Origin of the sequence: Azospirillum sp. TSO35-2 (assembly GCF_003116095.1) — a bacterium.
Lineage (GTDB): Bacteria > Pseudomonadota > Alphaproteobacteria > Azospirillales > Azospirillaceae > Azospirillum.
Genome location: NZ_LGRA01000021.1, coordinates 560403 through 577773 on the forward strand (window position 1 = coordinate 560403; position 17371 = coordinate 577773).

Sequence of the window (17371 nt, forward strand, 5' to 3'; positions counted from 1 at the left end):
TGATTGACTCCAAACCCTGTCCACCCGGTGCGTCCATCCGGAGGAGCCTTGCTTGTCCGATCCCGTTGCCGAGCTGGTCCGCGCGCCGTCGCGCTCGTCCGACGAGGCTCGGCTTTATCGCCTGCAATTCCTGGCGTCGATGACGCTGGTGTCGGCGCTCGTGCTTGGACTGGGCTTCTATTTCGTCTGGCAGCACTGGGCCGATTTCGAGCACGACCTGCAGCAGAGCGAGGCGCGCTCCATCCAGGAGCAGCATCAGGCGCTGGTGCAGGAGGTGGAGAACGCCCAGTCCTACCTCGCCTACATGCGGTCGCGCGTCGAACCGCTGCTGAAGGAGGAACTGCGCTCGCAGGTCGATGAGGCCTATTCCATCGCCCGCTCGGTGCATGAGCGGGAGAAGGACATCCTGCCCGACGCGTCGGTGAAGGAATCGATCAAGGAGACGCTGCGGCCGCTGCGCTTCTCCGCCGGGCGCGGCTATTACTTCATCAACGACCTGAACGGCGTGTCCGTGCTGATGCCGGTCGAGCCGGAGCGGGAAGGGACCTCGAACCTCGCCGGTCCCGATCCGCAGCGGGCCGAGGTGGTGCGCGAACTGATGCGGGCGGCGCAGGACCCGACGGCGCGCGGCTTCGCCCGCTACCGTTGGCGGATGCCCGACGACCCGACGCACGTCGTCGACAAGCTGGCCTTCGTCCGCCGCTTCGAACCCTTCGACTGGCTGATCGGCGCCAGCGATTCGCTGGAGGCGGCGGAGGCCAAGCTGCAGCGTGAATCGCTGGAACGGCTGCGCGCGTTCCGCTTCGGCGAAACCGGCTACATCGGCGTGCTGCGCCAGGACGGGCAGGTGCTGCTGTCGCCCACCGCCCCCGCGTCGGAGGGGATGAACGCCCACAGCCTGCCGTGGAAGACCGAACGCGACCTGCTCACCCGGCTGCTGGAACTCGGGCGGCAGGGCGGCGGCGAACTGCGCTACGACTGGATCCACCCGGTCACCGCGCGGCCGACGCCGAAGATGGCCTATGTGTCGGCGCCCACCGTCTGGGGCTGGATCCTGATCGCCGGCTTCTACGTCGACGATGTCGGCCGGGAGATGGAGGAGCGCCGGGCGGAGATCGGCCGTGGCGTCAACCAGCGGGTCTGGACCACGGTGGCGGTGCTGGGCGTCGCGCTGGCGGCGTCGGTCGGCGTGTCGTGGCTGGTCACCGGCTGGATCCGCCGCATTGTCGGCAGCTATCAACTGCGGATGCGGCGCAGCGACACCATGCTGCGCGAACGGGCCCGCCAGCTCTACCTCGCGAATTTCTTCGTCGACCATGTCTCCGAAATCGTCGTGCTGGCCGACGCGCAGCTCAACATCGCCTACATCAACCCCTTCGGATGCCGGGCGCTGGGCGGCACGCTGGAGGATCTGGTGATGGGGCAGGCCACCCTGCTGGAGCGCTTCGCCGCCGACGGCGAGGGCGCGCCCGGCCATTACGAGACCGTCTATCACACGCCGGACGACCGCAGGCTGGAGCTGGAGGTCACCGCCAGTCGCATCGCCTATGAGGGGGAAGTCTATTACTCGGCGATCGCCCGCGACATCACCGAGCGCAAGCGGGCGGAATGGCAGCTGCGGCTGTCGGCCAAGGTGTTCGACAACGCCGCCGAGGGCATGTTCGTCAGTGGCGAAGACAAGCGGATCGTCGCCGCCAACGACGCCTTCGCCCGCATCACCGGTTACGGCCGGGACGAGGTGCTGGGGCGCAGCCCGGAGTTCCTGCGGTCCGACCGCAACCCGCCCGGCTTCTACGAAGAGCTGTGGGCGCAACTGCGCGCCGATGGCCATTGGGCCGGCGAAATCTGGAGCACCCGCAAGAGCGGCGAGGTGTTCCCGGAATGGCTGAGCGTCAAGGTGGTGACGAACGAGGACGGGGCGGTCGTCAACTACATCGCCGCCTTCACCGACATCACCGAAACCCGCGCGCAGGAGGAACGCATCCGCCATCTGGCGCAGTACGACTTCCTGACCGACCTGCCCAACCGCTTCCTGCTGCGCGACCGGCTGGAACGGGCGATGCTGGCCGCCGGGCGTCACGGCACCAGGGTCGGGCTGCTGTTCGTCGACCTCGACCGCTTCAAGACCATCAACGACAGCCTGGGCCACGAGGTCGGCGACGGGCTGCTGCGCGAGGTCGGGACCCGGCTGCTCGCCACCGTCCGGGCCAGCGACACCGTCAGCCGCCAGGGCGGCGACGAGTTCATCATCCTGATCAGCGACATGGACGATCCGGATTCGGCCGGCACCGTGGCGCGCAAGGTGCTGCGCGCGCTGTCCGACGCCTATCTGATCGACGGGCACGAGCTGCAGGTCACGCCGTCGATCGGCATCGCCATCTACCCCGACGACGGCACCGGCATCGACGCGCTGCTGAAGAACGCCGACATGGCGATGTACGCCGCCAAGGAGGCCGGGCGCGCCACCTACCGCTTCTTCACGCCCGAGCTGAACCGCCGCGCCTCAGACCGCATGTGGACCGAGAACAACCTGCGCCGGGCGCTGGCCAACAACGAGCTGGAGCTGCATTTCCAGCCGCAGTTCTCGGTCGACGGCCGCCGCCTGATCGGGGCGGAGGCGCTGGTCCGCTGGCGCCAGCCCGACGGCAGCCTGATCATGCCCGGCCAGTTCATCCCGGTCGCCGAGGACACCGGCCTGATCCTGCCGCTCGGCGACTGGGTGCTGGGCGAGGCCTGCCGCCGCGCGGCGGAGTTGCTGCGCCATCAGGATCTGGTGATCGCCATCAACCTGTCGGCGGTGCAGGTGCGCCGCCCCGGGCTGGCGGAGCGGGTGGCCGGCTGGCTGTCGGCCTACAACATTCCTCCGTCGGCGCTGGAGCTGGAGGTGACGGAAAGCGTGCTGATGGACGATTCCGACGTGGTCAGCGACACCTTCGCGCAACTGCGCGAGATGGGGGTGCCGCTGGCGATCGACGATTTCGGCACCGGCTATTCGTCGCTGGCCTACCTGAAGCGCTTCCGCGTCGACAAGCTGAAGATCGACCGCAGCTTCGTCAGCGAACTGCGCGACGGCAACCCCGACAGCGGCGCCATCGCCGAGGCGATCATCGGCATGGCGCGCTCCCTGCGCATGCAGACGCTGGCCGAGGGGGTGGAGACGGAGGAGCAGTTCCGCTGCCTCGCCGAACTGGGCTGCGAGCAGCTCCAGGGCTATCTGCTGGGCCGGCCGATGCCGTTCGACGACTTCCTCGCCTTCGCCCGGCGCAGCGATCTCGCCCCGGAAGCGCCGGTGGCGGAGGCGGTGGAGTGACGGCGGTTCACCCGTAGCGCAGCAGGCGGGTGCCGTTTGCCTTCAGCCAAGCGCGGGGCAGCTCGACGTTCGGGTTCAGGCCGGCGGTCAGGCTGGCGCACAGCGCCCAGAAGCGCGCGGAGTGGTTCATCTCGCGCAGGTGCGCCACCTCGTGGCCGACGACATAGTCCAGCACCGGCTCCGGCGTCAGGATCAGTCGCCAGGAAAAGGACAGCCGGCCGGTGGACGAACAGCTTCCCCAGCGGCTCTTGGTGTCGCGGATGGTGACGGCGGCGACGCGGGCGCCGATGCCGGCCGCCTTGACCCGCGCCCGGGTCGACAGCTCGCGCCGGGCCTCGGCGACCAGGAAGTCGCGGACGCGTCGCCCCAGATGCTCGGCCTGGCCGCCGACCAGCAGGGCGCCCTCCTCGATCCGGGTCGGGCCGCGCAGGGCCGGGTCGTGGCGGATGACGTGATCGACCCCGAGATAGGGCACGGCGGCGCCGTCGGCGAAGGGCAGGGACGGCGGCATCGCCGCCAGCCGCGCCCGCAGCCAGCCGTCGTGCCGTCCGACGAACTGGCGGGCGTCGCTTTCCGACACCCCGACCGGGATCACCACCTGCACCAGCCCGCGGCCGGCGTCGACGCGCAGGGTCATGCGGGTGGCGCGCGCGCTCTCCTTCAGCTCCAGCGGCATCGGCAGGCCGCAGATCTCCAGCGCCCGCGGCGGCTGCGGCGGCCGGGCGGCGGATCGTTTGCGGCGGAGGGGGGAGGGGCGGCGCTGCACCATGGCGTCTTATAGCGCGGGCGCCGGCGGATGCAAAACCATCCTCGGCCCGGTCCCCAGCCAAGCCCCAAAATGGAAGCCTCAAGCGCAGCCTCGGCTTAAAGGATTACGGCGTTCGAACGAACCTATCCCTTGGGGTCGACTGAGGTCACATTTGACACGATCGATGGGAGCACAAGATAAAGCAGTGGTAACGCGGTGGTCGTCGCGCCACCGTTCCAAACGGTTTTCCCCGCAGATTTGCCGAGTGCACGCCCATGCTCTCCAACGACAATCACACGCCCACACGCGAGGATTGGCTGGACGCCCTGTTGTCGGCCAACGGTGCCCCGCACGCCTTGCTGGACGGCGATGGGCGGTTGCGGGTGGCGAACCGGGCCTTTGCCGACGCCTTCGGCCTGCCGCCCGGCGCGGTGGAGGGGCGGACCCCGGCCGAGGCCGGCCTGCCGGCCGCCATCGCGGGCGAGGTCGAGGCGCTGCGGCGCCAAGTGATGGCGACGGGCGCACCGGCCACGGCGGCCGGACTGCTGCCGGCGGCCGGGGAGGCAAGCGGCGGCGGCTTGGCGGCGCTGGTGCCGGTGCGCGGCGCCGATGGCACGGTGCGGGCGGTGGCGCTGATCGGCGGCGCCGGCGCGGCCGAACTGGCGCGGGCGCGGGAGGAGGTGGCGCAGGCGCGCGCCGACGCCGAACGGGCCCGCACCGCCAAGGGCAAGTTCCTGTCGGCGGCCAGCCACGACCTGCGCCAGCCCTTCCAGGCGATGCACCTGTTCCACCACCTGTTGAGCGGGCGGCTGACCGACCCCACCTCCATTGATCTGGCCGACAAGCTGGAGCAGTCGATCATCGGCGGCGAGACGCTGCTGCGCGCCCTGCTGGACGTGTCGGCGCTGGAGGCCGGGCTGGTCACGCCCAAGCCGCAGACCTTCCCGATCGACGAACTGCTGGCCAAGCTGCTGGAGGGTTTCGCGCCGGAGGCCGAGGGTAAGGGCCTGCGTTTCAACGTCCACCCGCTCGACGCGCAGGTGACCAGCGACCCGGTGCTGCTGGAACGGCTGCTGCGGCCGATCCTGGCCAACGCCGTGCGCTACACGCTGAAGGGCGGCATCCTGCTGGCGGCGCGGCGCCGCGGCGCCAACCTCAGGATCGAGGTGTGGGATACCGGCGTCGGCATCGACCCGTCGCAGCACGCCGCGATCTTCGAGGACTTCCACCAGCTCGGCAACCCGGGGCGCGACCGCAAGCAGGGGCTCGGCCTCGGGCTGGCCATCGCGCGGCGGCTGGGGCAGGTGCTGGGGCATCCGATCACGGTGCGCTCGAAGCCGGGCAAGGGCTCCGTCTTCGCGGTCGATGTGCCGCTGGCCGACCGCGCCCGCGACGGCTCTGACGACGGGGTCGGCGAGGGCCGTGGCGAGGCGTCCGGCGCCGCCGGGTCCGAAGCGGCCGCTGGTTCCGGTGCGCCGGTGCGGGCCGGCACCGTCCTGGTGATCGAGGACGACGCGATGCAGCTGGAGGGAATCGGCCTGCTGCTGCGCGACTGGGGCTATGCGGTGATCCCGGCCCGCGGCATCCGCGAGGCCTGCGCCGAGCTGGAGCAGACCGCCGCCGCCCCCGACCTCGTGCTGTCCGACCTGCGGCTGTCGGGGCCGGAGAGCGGCATCGACGCCATCCAGGCGGTGCGTGCCCGCTGCGGCCGGCGGGTGCCCGGTGTCATCGTCACCGGCGACACCGATCCCGACCGGCTGCGCAGCGTCGGCCGCTCGGGTTTCCGGCTGGTCCACAAGCCCTGCGACCCGGTCATGCTGAAGGCGCTGCTGAGCCGCGCGCTTGCCGCCGGGCGACCGCCCGAACTTGCCGGCCGGCGACCGCTCGACACCGCCGGCCGGCGATAGACTTTCCACGTTGCGAACTTGCGGAACCGCGTCTTGACAGACCCCCGTATGCGCGCTCAAGGTGACGATTAGCGCAACCAAACAGTTTCGAAAGAGATCATCCGAACATCAGGCGTTTTCGCACGTCTTCGCATGCCTTCGCACAGCGGCGTATGCGCGTGCCACCAAAACTTCACGAAAGCGTCGCGGGACGGCAACCCGTTGCCCTCATGACAACCGCGCACCACACCGGGACCAGGGAGACCCACCGCATGTTGACCCGCCGCAAGCTTGCCCTCCTGACGGGCGCCGCCACCGCGACCGCCTTGCTGTTCGCCGCCGCCCTGCCGGGCGCCGCATCGGCGCAGCAGAAGACGGTCGTCGATTTCTGGCACGGCCTGCCGCAGCCGCTGGGCGGCCAGCTGGAGCAGATCGTCAAGGACTTCAACGACAGCCAGTCGGCGGTCCAGGTCAACGCCTCCTACAAGGGCAGCTATCCGGAGACGATGCAGGCGGCCATCGCCGCCTTCCGCGCCGGCAACGCGCCGCACATCGTGCAGATGTTCGAGGTCGGCACCGCCACCATGATGGCCGCCGGCCCGGCGGTGAAGCCGGTCTACCAGCTGATGCAGGAGACGGGGGCATCCTTCAACCCCGACGCCTACATCCCGGCGGTGAAGGGCTATTACTCGTCCAAGGACGGCAAGATGATGGCGCTGCCGTTCAACAGCTCCACCACCATCATGTTCTACAACAAGGACGCTTTCCAGAAGGCCGGCCTCGATCCCAACAAGCCGCCGGCGACCTGGCCGGAGATGATCGAAGCGGCGAAGAAGCTGAAGGCGTCGGGCTCCACCTGCCCGCTGACCACCTCCTGGCCGGTGTGGGCGCAGTTCGAGCAGCTGGGCGCCATCCACAACACGCCCTTCGCCACCCAGCAGAACGGCTTCGGCGGCCTGAAGGCCGAGCTGAAGATCAATTCCCCGCTCTACGTCAAGCATGTCCAGACGCTGATCGACATGCAGAAGGACGGGCTGTTCAAGTATGGCGGCCGCGACAACAAGCCGGACGCCCTGTTCCCGTCGGGCGAATGCGCGATGATCCACGCCTCATCGGGCCTGCGCAGCCGTATCCTGAAGGAGGCGAATTTCGCCTGGGGTGCCGCCCCGCTGCCCTACTGGCCGGAATTCGCCAAGGATGGCCCGAAGAACAGCATCATCGGCGGCGCCGCCTTCTGGGTGATGACCTCGCCGAAGCGGACGCCGGCGGAATACAAGGCGGTGTCGCAGTTCTTCACCTACCTTGCCAAGCCGGAGGTCGATGCCAAGTGGCACATGGACACCGGTTATGTCCCGGTGACGATGAAGGGCTTCGAGCTGACCAAGGCTCAGGGCTATTACGAGAAGAACCCCGGTGCCGACGTCCCGGCCGCCCAGCTGACCCGCACGCCGACCACCGAGAACAGCATGGGCCTGCGGCTGGGCAACCTGCCGGAAATCCGCAACATCATCCAGGAAGAGCTGGAAAAGGCCTTCCAGGGCCAGCAGGACGCCCGCCAAGCTCTCGACGCCTCGATCAAGCGCGGCAATGCCGTGCTCCGCAACTTCGAGCGGGCCAACAAGGGCTGATTTCGGTTGTAACCTCCCTCTCCCGTCCCGGGAGAGGGACGGGGCCCGCGAAGCGGGAAGGGTGAGGGGTGAGGCAAGGATCAAGGATCCATGTCCGGAATGCCCCTCACCCTCCCCAACGCTTCGCGGCGGGTCCCCTCCCTCTCCCGAGGCTCTCAGCGGATCTTCGATCCGCCTGACGCCGTCAGCACAAACAAAGTTTGTGCGAGAGGCGGGAGAGGGCATGAAAAGAGAAAGACCATCCTTTGCAGCGTCGCGTCACCTTCGACAGTCGGCTGTTGCCCTATCTGCTGCTTGCGCCGCAGGTGGCGGTGACGCTGGTGTTCTTCATCTGGCCGGCGGCCCAGGCGATCTGGCAGTCGGTGCATCTTCAGGACGCCTTCGGCATCCGTAGCGAGTTCGTCTGGTTCGAGAATTTCACCTATGTGCTGAGCGATCCGAACTATCTCGACACGTTGAAGACCACGGTGATCTTCAGCGTCGCGGTGACCGTGCTGGCGATGGGTGTGGCGCTGCTGCTGGCGGTGCTGGCCGATTCGAAGATCAAGGGCGCGCGGGTCTACAAGACGCTGCTGATCTGGCCCTACGCGTTGGCGCCCGCCGTGGCGGCGGTGCTGTGGATGTTCATCTTCAACCCCGACATCGGCTCGTTCGGCCGGGCGCTGCGGGCGTTTGGCTACGACTGGGACTACCGGCTGAACGGCGGGCAGGCGCTGGCGATGGTCATCCTGGCCGCCAGCTGGAAGCAGGTGTCCTACAACTTCATCTTCTTCCTGGCCGGCCTGCAGGCGATCCCGCGGTCGGTGATGGAGGCCGCCAGCATCGACGGCGCCGGACCGGCGCGGCGGTTCTGGACCATCACCTTCCCGCTGCTGTCGCCGACCACCTTCTTCCTGCTGGTGGTCGACATGGTCTACGCCTTCTTCGAAACCTTCGGCACCATCCACGCCCTGACCCAGGGCGGCCCCGGCAAGGCGACGGAGACGCTGATCTTCCGCGTCTACCAGGACGGCGTCGTCAACAACGACCTCGGCGGGTCGTCGGCCCAGTCGGTGATCCTGATGGTGATCGTCATCGCGCTGACCGCGGTGCAGTTCCGCTTCGTCGAGCGCAAGGTCCATTACGCATGACGCCGTCAAGCTCGCGCAGCCGCCTGATCGACCTTGTGCCCCACATCGTGCTGATCGTCGGCGTGCTGGTCTTCGTCTACCCGATCTATGTGACGCTGATCGGCTCCACCTGGGATTCCGGCACCATCGGCCGCGGCGGCCTGCCGCTGTGGCCGAGCGGGGAGGGGCCGGCGAACTATGCCCAGGCCTGGGCCGGCGAGGCCGGCGACCGCGCGATGTACACCCCCGTCCGCACCATGATGCTGAACAGCCTGGTCATGGCGCTGTCCATCGCGCTGGGGAAGATCGCCATCTCCATCCTGTCGGCCTACGCGGTCGCCTTCTTCCGCTTCCCGCTGCGCATGGCCTTCTTCTGGCTGATCTTCATCACGCTGATGCTGCCGGTGGAGGTGCGGATCATCCCGACCTACAAGGTCGTCGCCGACCTGGGGCTGATCGACACCTACGCCGGGCTGACCATCCCGCTGATCGCGTCGGCCACCGCGACGCTGCTGTTCCGCCAGTTCTTCCTGACCATCCCCGACGAACTGCTGGAGGCGGCGAAGATCGACGGCGCCGGGCCGGTGCGCTTCTTCATCGACGTGGTGCTGCCGCTGTCGCGCACCAACATCGCGGCGCTGTTCGTCATCCTCTTCATCTACGGCTGGAACCAGTATCTCTGGCCGCTGCTGGTCACCAGCAGCCGGGACATGGAAACCATCGTGACCGGCATCACCAAGATGATCGGCACCGGCGAATCGGCCAACGACTGGCACATCATCATGGCGACCACCGTGCTGGCGATGCTGCCGCCGGTGGCGGTGGTGCTGCTGATGCAGCGCTGGTTCGTCAAGGGTCTTGTGGACAGCGAAAAGTAAGACGCGGGCGAAGGAAAGAAGAACAATGGCAACCGTCGACATCCGGAACGTCCGCAAATCCTATGGCCCGGTCGAAGCGATCAAGGGCATCGACATCGCCATCCGGGATGGCGAGTTCCTGGTCCTGCTCGGCCCCAGCGGCTGCGGCAAATCCACCCTGCTGCGCATGGTCGCCGGGCTGGAAACCATCACCGGCGGCGAGGTCGCCATCGGCGGGCGCGTGGTCAACCAGCTGGACCCCAAGGACCGCGACATCGCGATGGTGTTCCAGAACTACGCGCTCTACCCACACATGACCGTGTTCGACAACATGGCCTACGGCCTGAAGATCCGCGGGCTGCCGAAGGCGGAGATCCGGGCGCGCGTCGACAAGGCGGCGGCGATCCTGGAACTCGGCCGCTTCCTCGACCGCCGGCCGAGCCAGCTCTCCGGCGGCCAGCGCCAGCGCGTCGCCATGGGCCGCGCCATCGTGCGCGAGCCGGCCGCCTTCCTGTTCGACGAGCCGCTGTCGAACCTGGACGCCAAGCTGCGCACCCAGATGCGGGTGGAGATCAAGCGGCTGCAGGACCGCCTGCGCATCACCAGCCTCTACGTCACCCACGACCAGGTGGAGGCGATGACGCTGGCCGACCGCATTCTGGTGATGAACCATGGCGTGGCGGAGCAGATCGGCACGCCGCTGGAGGTCTACCAGCGCCCGGCCAGCCTGTTCGTCGCCGGCTTCATCGGCTCGCCGCCGATGAACGTGCTCGACGGCCGCATCGACGACCGCGGCGAGGCGGTGGATCTGGCCGGCGGCATCCGCCTGGCCCTGCCACAGCCCCGCCTGTCCGACGCCGGCCGCGCGGTCAAGCTGGGCGTCCGGCCGGAGCATCTGGCGACCGCCGACAGCGGCTTCGCCATCGAGGTCGAGCTGGTGGAGGCACTGGGCGCCGACACGGTGGTCTATGGCCGCTTGGCCGGCGGCGAATCACTGCTGGTCCGCGTGGCCGGCCTGCCGACCTGCCGCAACGGCGACCGCCTGACCGTGGCGCCTCCGCCCGACGCGCTGCACCTGTTCGACGCGGTGACCGGGCGGCGGCTGGAGGGGTGACGCCTCCCTCTCAGAAGTCCGAGCAGCGGCCCTTGGACTCCCAGTCGCCGTAGCGGGTCGGTTCCGGCCCCTTCGGGCCGCCGATCTCGCCGGGCATCTGTTCGGGGGCCTTCGCCCCCGTGCCTTCGGTGGCGTCGGCGACGGTGGTGTCCTTCGCCGGTTCGGCGGCGGTCGGCTGGGGTTTGGTCGATTCGGTCATGCGGTCCATCGCGATGGCGGGCATCTTGAACGGGGGCTTGGATCGGGCCCATATCTGGGATCGAGGCGGATTTTATCCCGCTTCGACCCATCCTGAACCGATACGACGACCATGACCAGCTATCTGAAGACCACCATCCTCCTTGCCGGGCTGACGGCGCTGTTCATGGCGGTCGGCTTCCTGTTGGGCGGCAAGACCGGCCTGATCATCGCCTTCGTCGTGGCGCTGGGCATGAACCTGTTCAGCTACTGGAACTCCGGCGACATGGTGCTGTCGATGTACGGCGCCCGCGAGGTCGATGCCTGGTCGGCGCCCGAGTTCCACGGCATCGTCGCCCGGCTGGCGGAGCGCGCCGGCCTGCCGATGCCGCGCGTCTACGTCATCGAGAACGATCAGCCCAACGCCTTCGCCACCGGGCGCGACCCGGAACACGCCGCGGTCGCCGCCACCACCGGCCTGCTGCAGCGCCTGAGCCCCGAGGAGATCGCCGGGGTGATGGCGCACGAGCTGGCCCATGTGAAGAACCGCGACACCCTGATCATGACGATCACCGCGACCATCGCCGGCGCGGTGTCGATGCTGGCCAATTTCGGCCTGTTCTTCGGCGGCTCCAGCAACGACGAGCGCGGCGGCAACCCGCTGGGCATGGTCGGCGCGATCCTGGCCGCCATCCTGGCGCCGATCGCCGCCTCCCTGGTGCAGATGGCGATCAGCCGGACCCGTGAGTTCGAGGCCGACCGCATCGGCGCCGAGATCTGCGGCCGCCCCAACTGGCTGGCCGACGCGCTGACCAACATCCACAACGCCGCCAACCACATCCCCAATCATCAGGCGGAGGCGCACCCGGCGACCGCCCACCTGTTCATCGCCAACCCGCTGAGCGGCGCCAGCATGGCCAGCCTGTTCTCCACCCACCCCGACATGGGCGAGCGGGTGGCACGCCTGCGGGCGATGGCGGCGCCGGCCGGCGGCTTTGGCGGCGGGGTTGGTGGTGGCGGCTTCACCCGGCCGCGGGATGGCCGGTCGCCCTGGGGGGCGCCGCCGCAAGGCACGCAGGGCGGCTTCATGCCGCAGAAGCGGCGCGGCCCCTGGGGCTGATGTCGCGGGCGGCCCTCTGGTAAAGGATTGCGCGCCGGACGGGTGGACGACTACCCTGCCGGCACGCGTTCAACCGCCACGGTCGCCAGGGGAAGCTTGCATGTCCGACGCCGCGAAATACCGCCTCGTCACCCGTTCCGATTTCGACGGGCTCGTCTGCGCCGTCCTGTTGAAGGATCTGGGCATCCTCGACGAGATCAAGTTCGTCCATCCCAAGGACATGCAGGACGGCAAGGTCGAGATCACCGGCCGCGACATCACCACCAACCTGCCCTATGTCGAGGGCGCCCACATGGTGTTCGACCATCACCTGTCGGAAACCATGCGCGTCGGCGAGAAGTCCAACCACATCATCGACCCCAAGGCGCCGTCGGCCGCCCGCGTCGTCTATGACTACTACGGCGGGAAGGAGCGCTTCCCCACCATCTCCGACGAGATGATGGCAGCGGTCGATCAGGCCGATTCGGCGCGCTACGAGCGCGACGACATCCTGAACCCGACCGGCTGGACCCTGCTGAACTTCATCATGGACGCGCGCACCGGGCTGGGCCGCTTCCGCGAGTTCCGGGTGTCGAACTACCAGTTGATGATGGACCTAATCGACTATTGCCGGAACCACAGCATCGCCCAGATCCTGGACCTGCCCGATGTGAAGGAGCGGGTGGAGCTGTACATCCAGCACGCCGAGCTGTTCGTCGACCAGCTGAAGCGCTGCTCCACCGTGCGCGGCAACGTCGTCGTGCTCGACCTGCGCAACGAGGAGACGATCTACGCCGGCAACCGTTTCATGATCTACGCGCTCTACCCCGACACCAACGTGTCGATCCATGTGCTGTGGGGGTTGAAGCAGCAGAACACCGTGCTGGCCTGCGGCAAGTCGATCCTGAACCGCAGCTCCAGGACCGACATCGGCCCGCTGATGCTGCAATATGGCGGCGGCGGCCATCAGGCGGCCGGCACCTGCCAGGTCGCCAACGATCAGGCCGCCGCGGTGCTGGAAACCATCGTCACGCGCATGCAGGCCGACGGTTGATCGACAAGACGCTTTTCGATCCCGCGCTTTTCGATCCGGCTTGGCTGGCCTCCCTGTCGGCCGAGGTCCCGCGGGACGAGGCGCTGGCCCGCGCCCGCCCGGTGGTGGAGGCGGCCATCGCCCGCGTCGACGCGGCGGGGGCGATGGCGCTGGCCCGCATCGATGGGCTGGTCGCCGCTGCCGCGCTGGACGCCATCCCGGCGCTGCTGGTGGCGGAGACCGCCGAGCTGCCCGAGGCGGCGGCCACGGCGGAACGCTCGATCCACGACCTGATGAGCCGCGTTGCCTACAAGCGGCGCGAGCTGATGCCGCTGTTCCCGCCGCTGATCGAGCGGGTCGCCGCGTCCCACGCCGCGGCGCTGGCGGCCTGCGGCGCGGCGCGCTGGCGCCTGATGGCGGCTCGCGCCCGGCTGCAGCCCGGTCGGCCGTCCAGCCCGATCCAGGGCGCCGGCACCCGCTATGTGAAGAGCGACCATTTCGACGCCCGCGCCGCCGAAAGCCTGCCCGCCATCGACCGCACCCGCGCCGACCGCATCCTGAAACGGCTGGGCGAGGCCCCGGTGCCAGACGAGCTGGAACTGCGACCGCTGGACGACGGCGACGACCTGTGGACGATCAAGGCCGGCGGGCTGAACCGCTTCATCCTGCGGGTCGCGCGCGACCGGCGCGGGCCGTTCTACATGGTCGAGGATGTCGGGCCGCAGGCCGGTTGAACGGGGTTACGGTGCGGACTTGGCGCTGCCCCGCGTCTGCTCGCGGTAGAAGATGTAGACACCGCTGGCGACGATGACGGCGGTGCCGGCCATGGTCGACAGGCGCAGATCCTCGCCGAACAGCATCAGGGCGTACAGCGCCGCCCACACCAGCGTCGTGTAGCCGAACGGCGCCACCGTGGAGGCGGGGGCGGCGCTGTAGGCACGGATCAGGCAGAAATGGCTGATGCCGCCCAGGGTACCCAGCAGCAGCATCAGCGCCGCCCCGGTCAGGTCCGGCGTCACCCAGTTGAAGGGCAGGACCAGCGTGCAGACCAGGGTGCCGGCCATCCCGGTGTAGAAGATGGTGGTGGTCGGTGAATCGGCGCCCTTCAGCTTGCGGGTGGCGATCTGGTACAGCGCGTTGCTGAGCGCCGCCCCCAGCGGCAGCAGCACCGCCCAATGGAAGGCGCCGCCGACCGGCCCGACGATGATCAGCGCTCCGGTCAGCCCGCCCAGCACGCCGGCCCAGCGCCGCCAGCCGACGGTTTCGCCCAGCAGCGGCACCGACAGCGCCGTCACCAGCACCGGCACCGCGGCGGCAATGGCCTGGACCTCGGCAAAGGGAATGGCGCGCAGCGCCAGGATGGCCAGCAGCGTCGTCGCCAGCAGCAGGCAGGAGCGGACCAGTTGCAGCGGCAGGCGGTGTGACACCATCAGATGCGGGCTGCGCCAGGCGACCACCACCCCGACCAGCAGCATGTGAACCGCGAAGCGAGCCCAGGCCACCTCCATCACCGGGTAACTCTTGGTCAGGACACGGATGGTGGCGTCCTGGGTGACGAACAGCAGGGTGGTCAGCATCATCCACAGGATGCCGGCCCGGCGGGATGCCCGCTCCGCTGCCCGTTCCATGGCCCGATCCATCGATGCCGGCGCGCCCGCGGTCGCCGTCGTGTCCCCCGCGCTCATGAACCCCGCTTTCCCCAATTTACGCATATTAGTATATTGGGACGCGCGCCGGTTCCTGCCCTGCCAAGGGCGTGACGTTGCCGTGCCGTGTGCGCAAGGCTGGGGAGCCCAGGGGGCGGTCGCTAAATCCCCGCGACGCCCCACAGCAGCAGGGCGACCAGCCCGACCAGCAGCAGGGCGGCGACCGCGCTCAAGGCCAGGGCGCGGCCGATGTCGGCGGGGGTGGCGCGGGCGCGTCCGTCGCCGATCCAGCTTTCGGTGATGACCACGCCGCCGTCGCGGTGTGGACCGCCCAGCGACAGGCCGAGCGCGCCGGCCATCGCGGCGATCGGCCAGCCCATGTTCAGCGACGGGTGCTTGCGGGCGTCGCGGCCCAGGGCGCGGAAAGCGTCGCCGGCCTTGGCGGTGCCGCTGAAGGGGGCGGCCAACGCCAGCAGCAGGGCGGCCAGCCGGGCGGGCAGGGCGTTCAGCGCGTCGTCGAGCGTGGCGGCGGTCAGGCCGAACCGCTCGTGCCGGATGCCGGGGCTGCCCAGCGCGGCGTCGGCGCCGTCCATCGCGGTCCAGATGAACAGGCCGGGCACGCCGAGCAGGGCGTAGCCGAAGACCGGGGCGACCAGCTTGCGGTCGAAGGCGCGGGCCGCGGCCTCGACCGCGGCGCGGGCGATGCCGTGCTCGTCCAGGCCGTAGACGTGGCGGCGGGTCAGCGCCTGGATCGCCTCCTGCCCGGCGACGACCCCGCCCCGCTCCAGCGCGCGGCGCACGGCGCGGACGCGGGTCCAGGCGGCCCGGCCGCGCAGGCCGCAGAGCAGGGCCAGCAACTCCACCATCCAGCCGCGGCCGATGCCGCCGATCCATTCGACCAGCATCCCGGCCGCCACCGCGACCGCGAGCAGCGCCAGCACCACCAGCGCGCCGCGCATCAGCCGCGCCGCCGGGCCGCGCTCCACCCGGTTCAGCCGGGCGTCGGCGGCGTTGCAGAAACGCCGCGCCAGCGCCGCCGGGTCGGGCAGCACCCGGTCCAGCCAGTCGCCGAACAGCGCGTCGATCGCCAGCGCCAGCAGCAGGAGCAGCAGCGGGCCGGGACCGCCGAAGGCCGAACCGAACATCGTGGGCACCGGTGTCAGCGGAAGAAGGTCAGCGGAAGAGCATCAGCGGGCGCCGGCCTGGCGCAGCAGGGTGCCGACCCGGGCGTTGCGGCTGTCCTGCGCCCAGTTCAGCGCGGTGCGCCCGGTGAAGTCGGACCGGTCGACCTTGGCGCCGGCCTTCAGCAGCCGTTCGACGATGTCGGCCCGGCCGCTGCGGGCGGCGACCATCAGCGGGGTCAGCCCCTCGCGGTTCTCCTGGTCGACCTTGGCGCCCTTCTTCAGGAGAAGCTCGACCATCTCGGGATTGCCGGTCTCGGCCGCGGCCAGCAGCGGGGTGGTGCCCGCCTTGTCGGCGCGGTTGACGTTGGCACCGCCGTCGAGCAACAGCGACGCCATCGCCGGGCTGGAGCGGTCGACGGCGACCAGCAGCGCGGTCTTGCCGTGGATGTCGGCCTGGTTGGGGTTCTCGCCCTTCAACAGGGCGCCCTTCAGCTTGGTGGCGTCGCCGTCGGACACCGCCTGCATCAGCCCGGTGTCCTGGAACAGGCTGATCTGGGCGAAGGCCGGGGCGGCGGTGCAGAGCATGAGGCCGGCGGCGACAACGGGGGCGAGCAGGAGCCGCTTCATGGCGGGTGTCCTTCCTTGACAGCGGGGGTGCCGGATACTAGCCAAAAGCCCGGCCCCTTTGCCAGTTCCGCCTTTGCCGCATCGTTTCGCCGGGCCGTCATGCTCCGCAACCCGCTCGCCCGCCACATCGCGCTGTTCCTGCTGGTCAAGGCCGTGCTGATCGGGCTCGGCCTGTGGTGGTTCCTGGGCGCGATGCCGGAACCGCGCGGCGTGGTGGCGCCGGCGGCGGCGTCCGGCCACCCCTGATCCTCCCCCAACTCCGGCGGGGGCCGTGACCGAAACCTTGGCGGAACCTTGCCCCCTGTCCCCGGTTGGATCCGGATCAGCCGGACATCCGGCCCGGCATCCAGCGAAGCGAAGGGGGTGGAGGCATGAGCGACAGGAACGACCCGAGTCCGACCACGGTCGATTCCAGCGCCTGGACGGGTGGCAGCGACGACTCGGCGGGTGCCGGCGTCCACGGCACGGTGCGCGAGGCGGTGGGCGTCTTCGACAGCCGCGACGCCTTGCAGAAGGCGATCGACGACCTGACGATGGCCGGGTTCCAGCGTCATGAGCTGAGCGTGCTCGCCAACGACGAGACCATCCGCGACCGGCTGGGCCATGTGCCGGGCGACATCGGCGAGCTTGCCCACGACCCCAACGCCCCGCGCCAGGCCTTCATCTCGCCGGAGGACACCGGCAGCGGCAAGGGCGTGGCGATGGGCTTCCCCGCCTATGTCGGCGCGATCATCGCGACCGGCGCCGTCCTGGCCACCGGCGGCACCGCGCTGGCGGCCGCGGCGGCGGCGGCGGCGGCGGGCATGGGCGGCGGGGCCGCCGGCTCCTTCCTGTCGCAGTGGCTGACCGACAAGCGCAACGAGCCGATGCTGCAGCAGCTCGACAAGGGCGGCATCCTGCTGTGGGTCAATGTCGGCGACGCCGCGCGCGAACGCGTCGCGCTGGAGCTGCTGAACCGCCACGCCGCCCATCCGGCCGAGGTCCACGAGGTGCGGCAGACCGGGTCGGAGTGA

16 protein-coding genes are annotated in these 17371 nt (G+C 69.6%); 11 read left to right on the forward strand and 5 right to left on the reverse strand.

Going from position 1 to position 17371, the window contains the following annotated elements:
- The first annotated feature begins 52 nt into the window (after positions 1–52).
- On the forward strand, positions 53–3310 hold the full coding sequence (locus TSO352_RS18780) for an EAL domain-containing protein (protein WP_109108812.1): 3258 nt from the start codon (positions 53–55) through the stop codon (positions 3308–3310).
- A 7-nt stretch (positions 3311–3317) separates the two neighbouring features.
- Here the strand turns inward: TSO352_RS18780 and TSO352_RS18785 are convergent, their stop codons facing one another.
- Positions 3318–4079: a SprT family zinc-dependent metalloprotease gene (locus TSO352_RS18785; protein ID WP_109108813.1), complete on the reverse strand. Its 762-nt coding sequence runs from the start codon at positions 4077–4079 to the stop codon at positions 3318–3320.
- Positions 4080–4333: 254 nt separating this feature from the next.
- On the opposite strand from TSO352_RS18785, the gene TSO352_RS18790 reads away from it, so the two are divergent.
- The 5 genes from TSO352_RS18790 to TSO352_RS18810 all read left to right on the forward strand — a co-directional run bounded on the left by TSO352_RS18790 (position 4334) and on the right by TSO352_RS18810 (position 10652).
- Positions 4334–5965 carry an ATP-binding protein gene (locus tag TSO352_RS18790; protein ID WP_109108814.1) on the forward strand — a complete coding sequence of 544 codons (1632 nt, stop codon included), beginning with the start codon at positions 4334–4336 and terminating at the stop codon, positions 5963–5965.
- A gap of 251 nt (positions 5966–6216) precedes the next feature.
- Positions 6217–7572, forward strand: coding sequence for a sn-glycerol-3-phosphate ABC transporter substrate-binding protein UgpB (gene ugpB / locus TSO352_RS18795; RefSeq protein ID WP_109108815.1), 1356 nt, complete (start codon positions 6217–6219; stop codon positions 7570–7572).
- 245 nt (positions 7573–7817) lie between these two features.
- A complete protein-coding gene (gene ugpA / locus TSO352_RS18800; RefSeq protein WP_109108816.1) occupies positions 7818–8702 on the forward strand; it encodes a sn-glycerol-3-phosphate ABC transporter permease UgpA in 885 nt (294 codons plus the stop codon).
- On the forward strand, positions 8699–9559 hold the full coding sequence (gene ugpE / locus TSO352_RS18805; RefSeq protein WP_109108817.1) for a sn-glycerol-3-phosphate ABC transporter permease UgpE: 861 nt from the start codon (positions 8699–8701) through the stop codon (positions 9557–9559). The genes ugpA and ugpE overlap by 4 nt, the downstream gene beginning before the upstream one ends.
- Positions 9560–9584: 25 nt before the next feature.
- The gene (locus TSO352_RS18810) at positions 9585–10652 is read left to right on the forward strand and encodes a sn-glycerol-3-phosphate import ATP-binding protein UgpC (RefSeq protein ID WP_109108818.1); all 1068 of its coding nucleotides are present in this window, start codon (positions 9585–9587) and stop codon (positions 10650–10652) included.
- Positions 10653–10662: 10 nt separating this feature from the next.
- Here the strand turns inward: TSO352_RS18810 and TSO352_RS18815 are convergent, their stop codons facing one another.
- Complete coding sequence (locus TSO352_RS18815; RefSeq protein WP_247872246.1) at positions 10663–10875, reverse strand: succinate dehydrogenase assembly factor 4; 213 nt, start codon at positions 10873–10875, stop codon at positions 10663–10665.
- An 87-nt stretch (positions 10876–10962) separates the two neighbouring features.
- Here TSO352_RS18815 and htpX point away from each other — a divergent pair, with 87 nt between their 5' ends.
- The 3 genes from htpX (at position 10963) to TSO352_RS18830 (ending at position 13695) form a co-directional block, all read left to right on the forward strand.
- Entirely contained in the window at positions 10963–11949 is a 987-nt protein-coding gene (htpX, locus tag TSO352_RS18820; protein ID WP_109108819.1) for a zinc metalloprotease HtpX, read from the forward strand.
- A 100-nt stretch (positions 11950–12049) separates the two neighbouring features.
- Entirely contained in the window at positions 12050–12982 is a 933-nt protein-coding gene (locus TSO352_RS18825; protein WP_109108820.1) for an exopolyphosphatase, read from the forward strand.
- Positions 12979–13695, forward strand: a complete 717-nt coding sequence (locus TSO352_RS18830) for a hypothetical protein (RefSeq protein ID WP_109108821.1) — start codon at positions 12979–12981, stop codon at positions 13693–13695. The genes TSO352_RS18825 and TSO352_RS18830 overlap by 4 nt, the downstream gene beginning before the upstream one ends.
- Before the next feature lie 6 nt (positions 13696–13701).
- Here TSO352_RS18830 and TSO352_RS18835 read toward each other — a convergent pair whose 3' ends face one another.
- The 3 genes from TSO352_RS18835 to TSO352_RS18845 all read right to left on the reverse strand — a co-directional run bounded on the left by TSO352_RS18835 (position 13702) and on the right by TSO352_RS18845 (position 16358).
- Positions 13702–14589, reverse strand: coding sequence for a DMT family transporter (locus TSO352_RS18835; protein ID WP_247872247.1), 888 nt, complete (start codon positions 14587–14589; stop codon positions 13702–13704).
- 179 nt (positions 14590–14768) lie between these two features.
- Positions 14769–15752 carry a CobD/CbiB family cobalamin biosynthesis protein gene (locus TSO352_RS18840; protein ID WP_109108822.1) on the reverse strand — a complete coding sequence of 328 codons (984 nt, stop codon included), beginning with the start codon at positions 15750–15752 and terminating at the stop codon, positions 14769–14771.
- Positions 15753–15794: 42 nt separating this feature from the next.
- The gene (locus tag TSO352_RS18845) at positions 15795–16358 is read right to left on the reverse strand and encodes an ankyrin repeat domain-containing protein (protein WP_109108823.1); all 564 of its coding nucleotides are present in this window, start codon (positions 16356–16358) and stop codon (positions 15795–15797) included.
- A gap of 99 nt (positions 16359–16457) precedes the next feature.
- On the opposite strand from TSO352_RS18845, the gene TSO352_RS33565 reads away from it, so the two are divergent.
- Both TSO352_RS33565 and TSO352_RS18850 read left to right on the forward strand, forming a co-directional pair.
- Entirely contained in the window at positions 16458–16604 is a 147-nt protein-coding gene (locus TSO352_RS33565; protein WP_199231653.1) for a hypothetical protein, read from the forward strand.
- Between the two features lie 125 nt (positions 16605–16729).
- Positions 16730–17371 (forward strand): general stress protein, encoded by a 642-nt coding sequence (locus tag TSO352_RS18850; RefSeq protein WP_109108824.1) that lies wholly within the window; start codon positions 16730–16732, stop codon positions 17369–17371.

Coding starts and splice junctions, on each gene's coding strand:
- TSO352_RS18785 (WP_109108813.1), bottom strand. CDS start 4,079: ATGGTGCAGCGCCGCCCCTCCCCCCTCCGCCGCAAACGATCCGCCGCC.
- TSO352_RS18790 (WP_109108814.1), top strand. CDS start 4,334: ATGCTCTCCAACGACAATCACACGCCCACACGCGAGGATTGGCTGGAC.
- ugpB (WP_109108815.1), top strand. CDS start 6,217: ATGTTGACCCGCCGCAAGCTTGCCCTCCTGACGGGCGCCGCCACCGCG.
- ugpE (WP_109108817.1), top strand. CDS start 8,699: ATGACGCCGTCAAGCTCGCGCAGCCGCCTGATCGACCTTGTGCCCCAC.
- TSO352_RS18810 (WP_109108818.1), top strand. CDS start 9,585: ATGGCAACCGTCGACATCCGGAACGTCCGCAAATCCTATGGCCCGGTC.
- TSO352_RS18815 (WP_247872246.1), bottom strand. CDS start 10,875: ATGCCCGCCATCGCGATGGACCGCATGACCGAATCGACCAAACCCCAG.
- htpX (WP_109108819.1), top strand. CDS start 10,963: ATGACCAGCTATCTGAAGACCACCATCCTCCTTGCCGGGCTGACGGCG.
- TSO352_RS18825 (WP_109108820.1), top strand. CDS start 12,050: ATGTCCGACGCCGCGAAATACCGCCTCGTCACCCGTTCCGATTTCGAC.
- TSO352_RS18835 (WP_247872247.1), bottom strand. CDS start 14,589: ATGGAACGGGCAGCGGAGCGGGCATCCCGCCGGGCCGGCATCCTGTGG.
- TSO352_RS18840 (WP_109108822.1), bottom strand. CDS start 15,752: ATGTTCGGTTCGGCCTTCGGCGGTCCCGGCCCGCTGCTGCTCCTGCTG.
- TSO352_RS18845 (WP_109108823.1), bottom strand. CDS start 16,358: ATGAAGCGGCTCCTGCTCGCCCCCGTTGTCGCCGCCGGCCTCATGCTC.
- TSO352_RS33565 (WP_199231653.1), top strand. CDS start 16,458: ATGCTCCGCAACCCGCTCGCCCGCCACATCGCGCTGTTCCTGCTGGTC.
- TSO352_RS18850 (WP_109108824.1), top strand. CDS start 16,730: ATGAGCGACAGGAACGACCCGAGTCCGACCACGGTCGATTCCAGCGCC.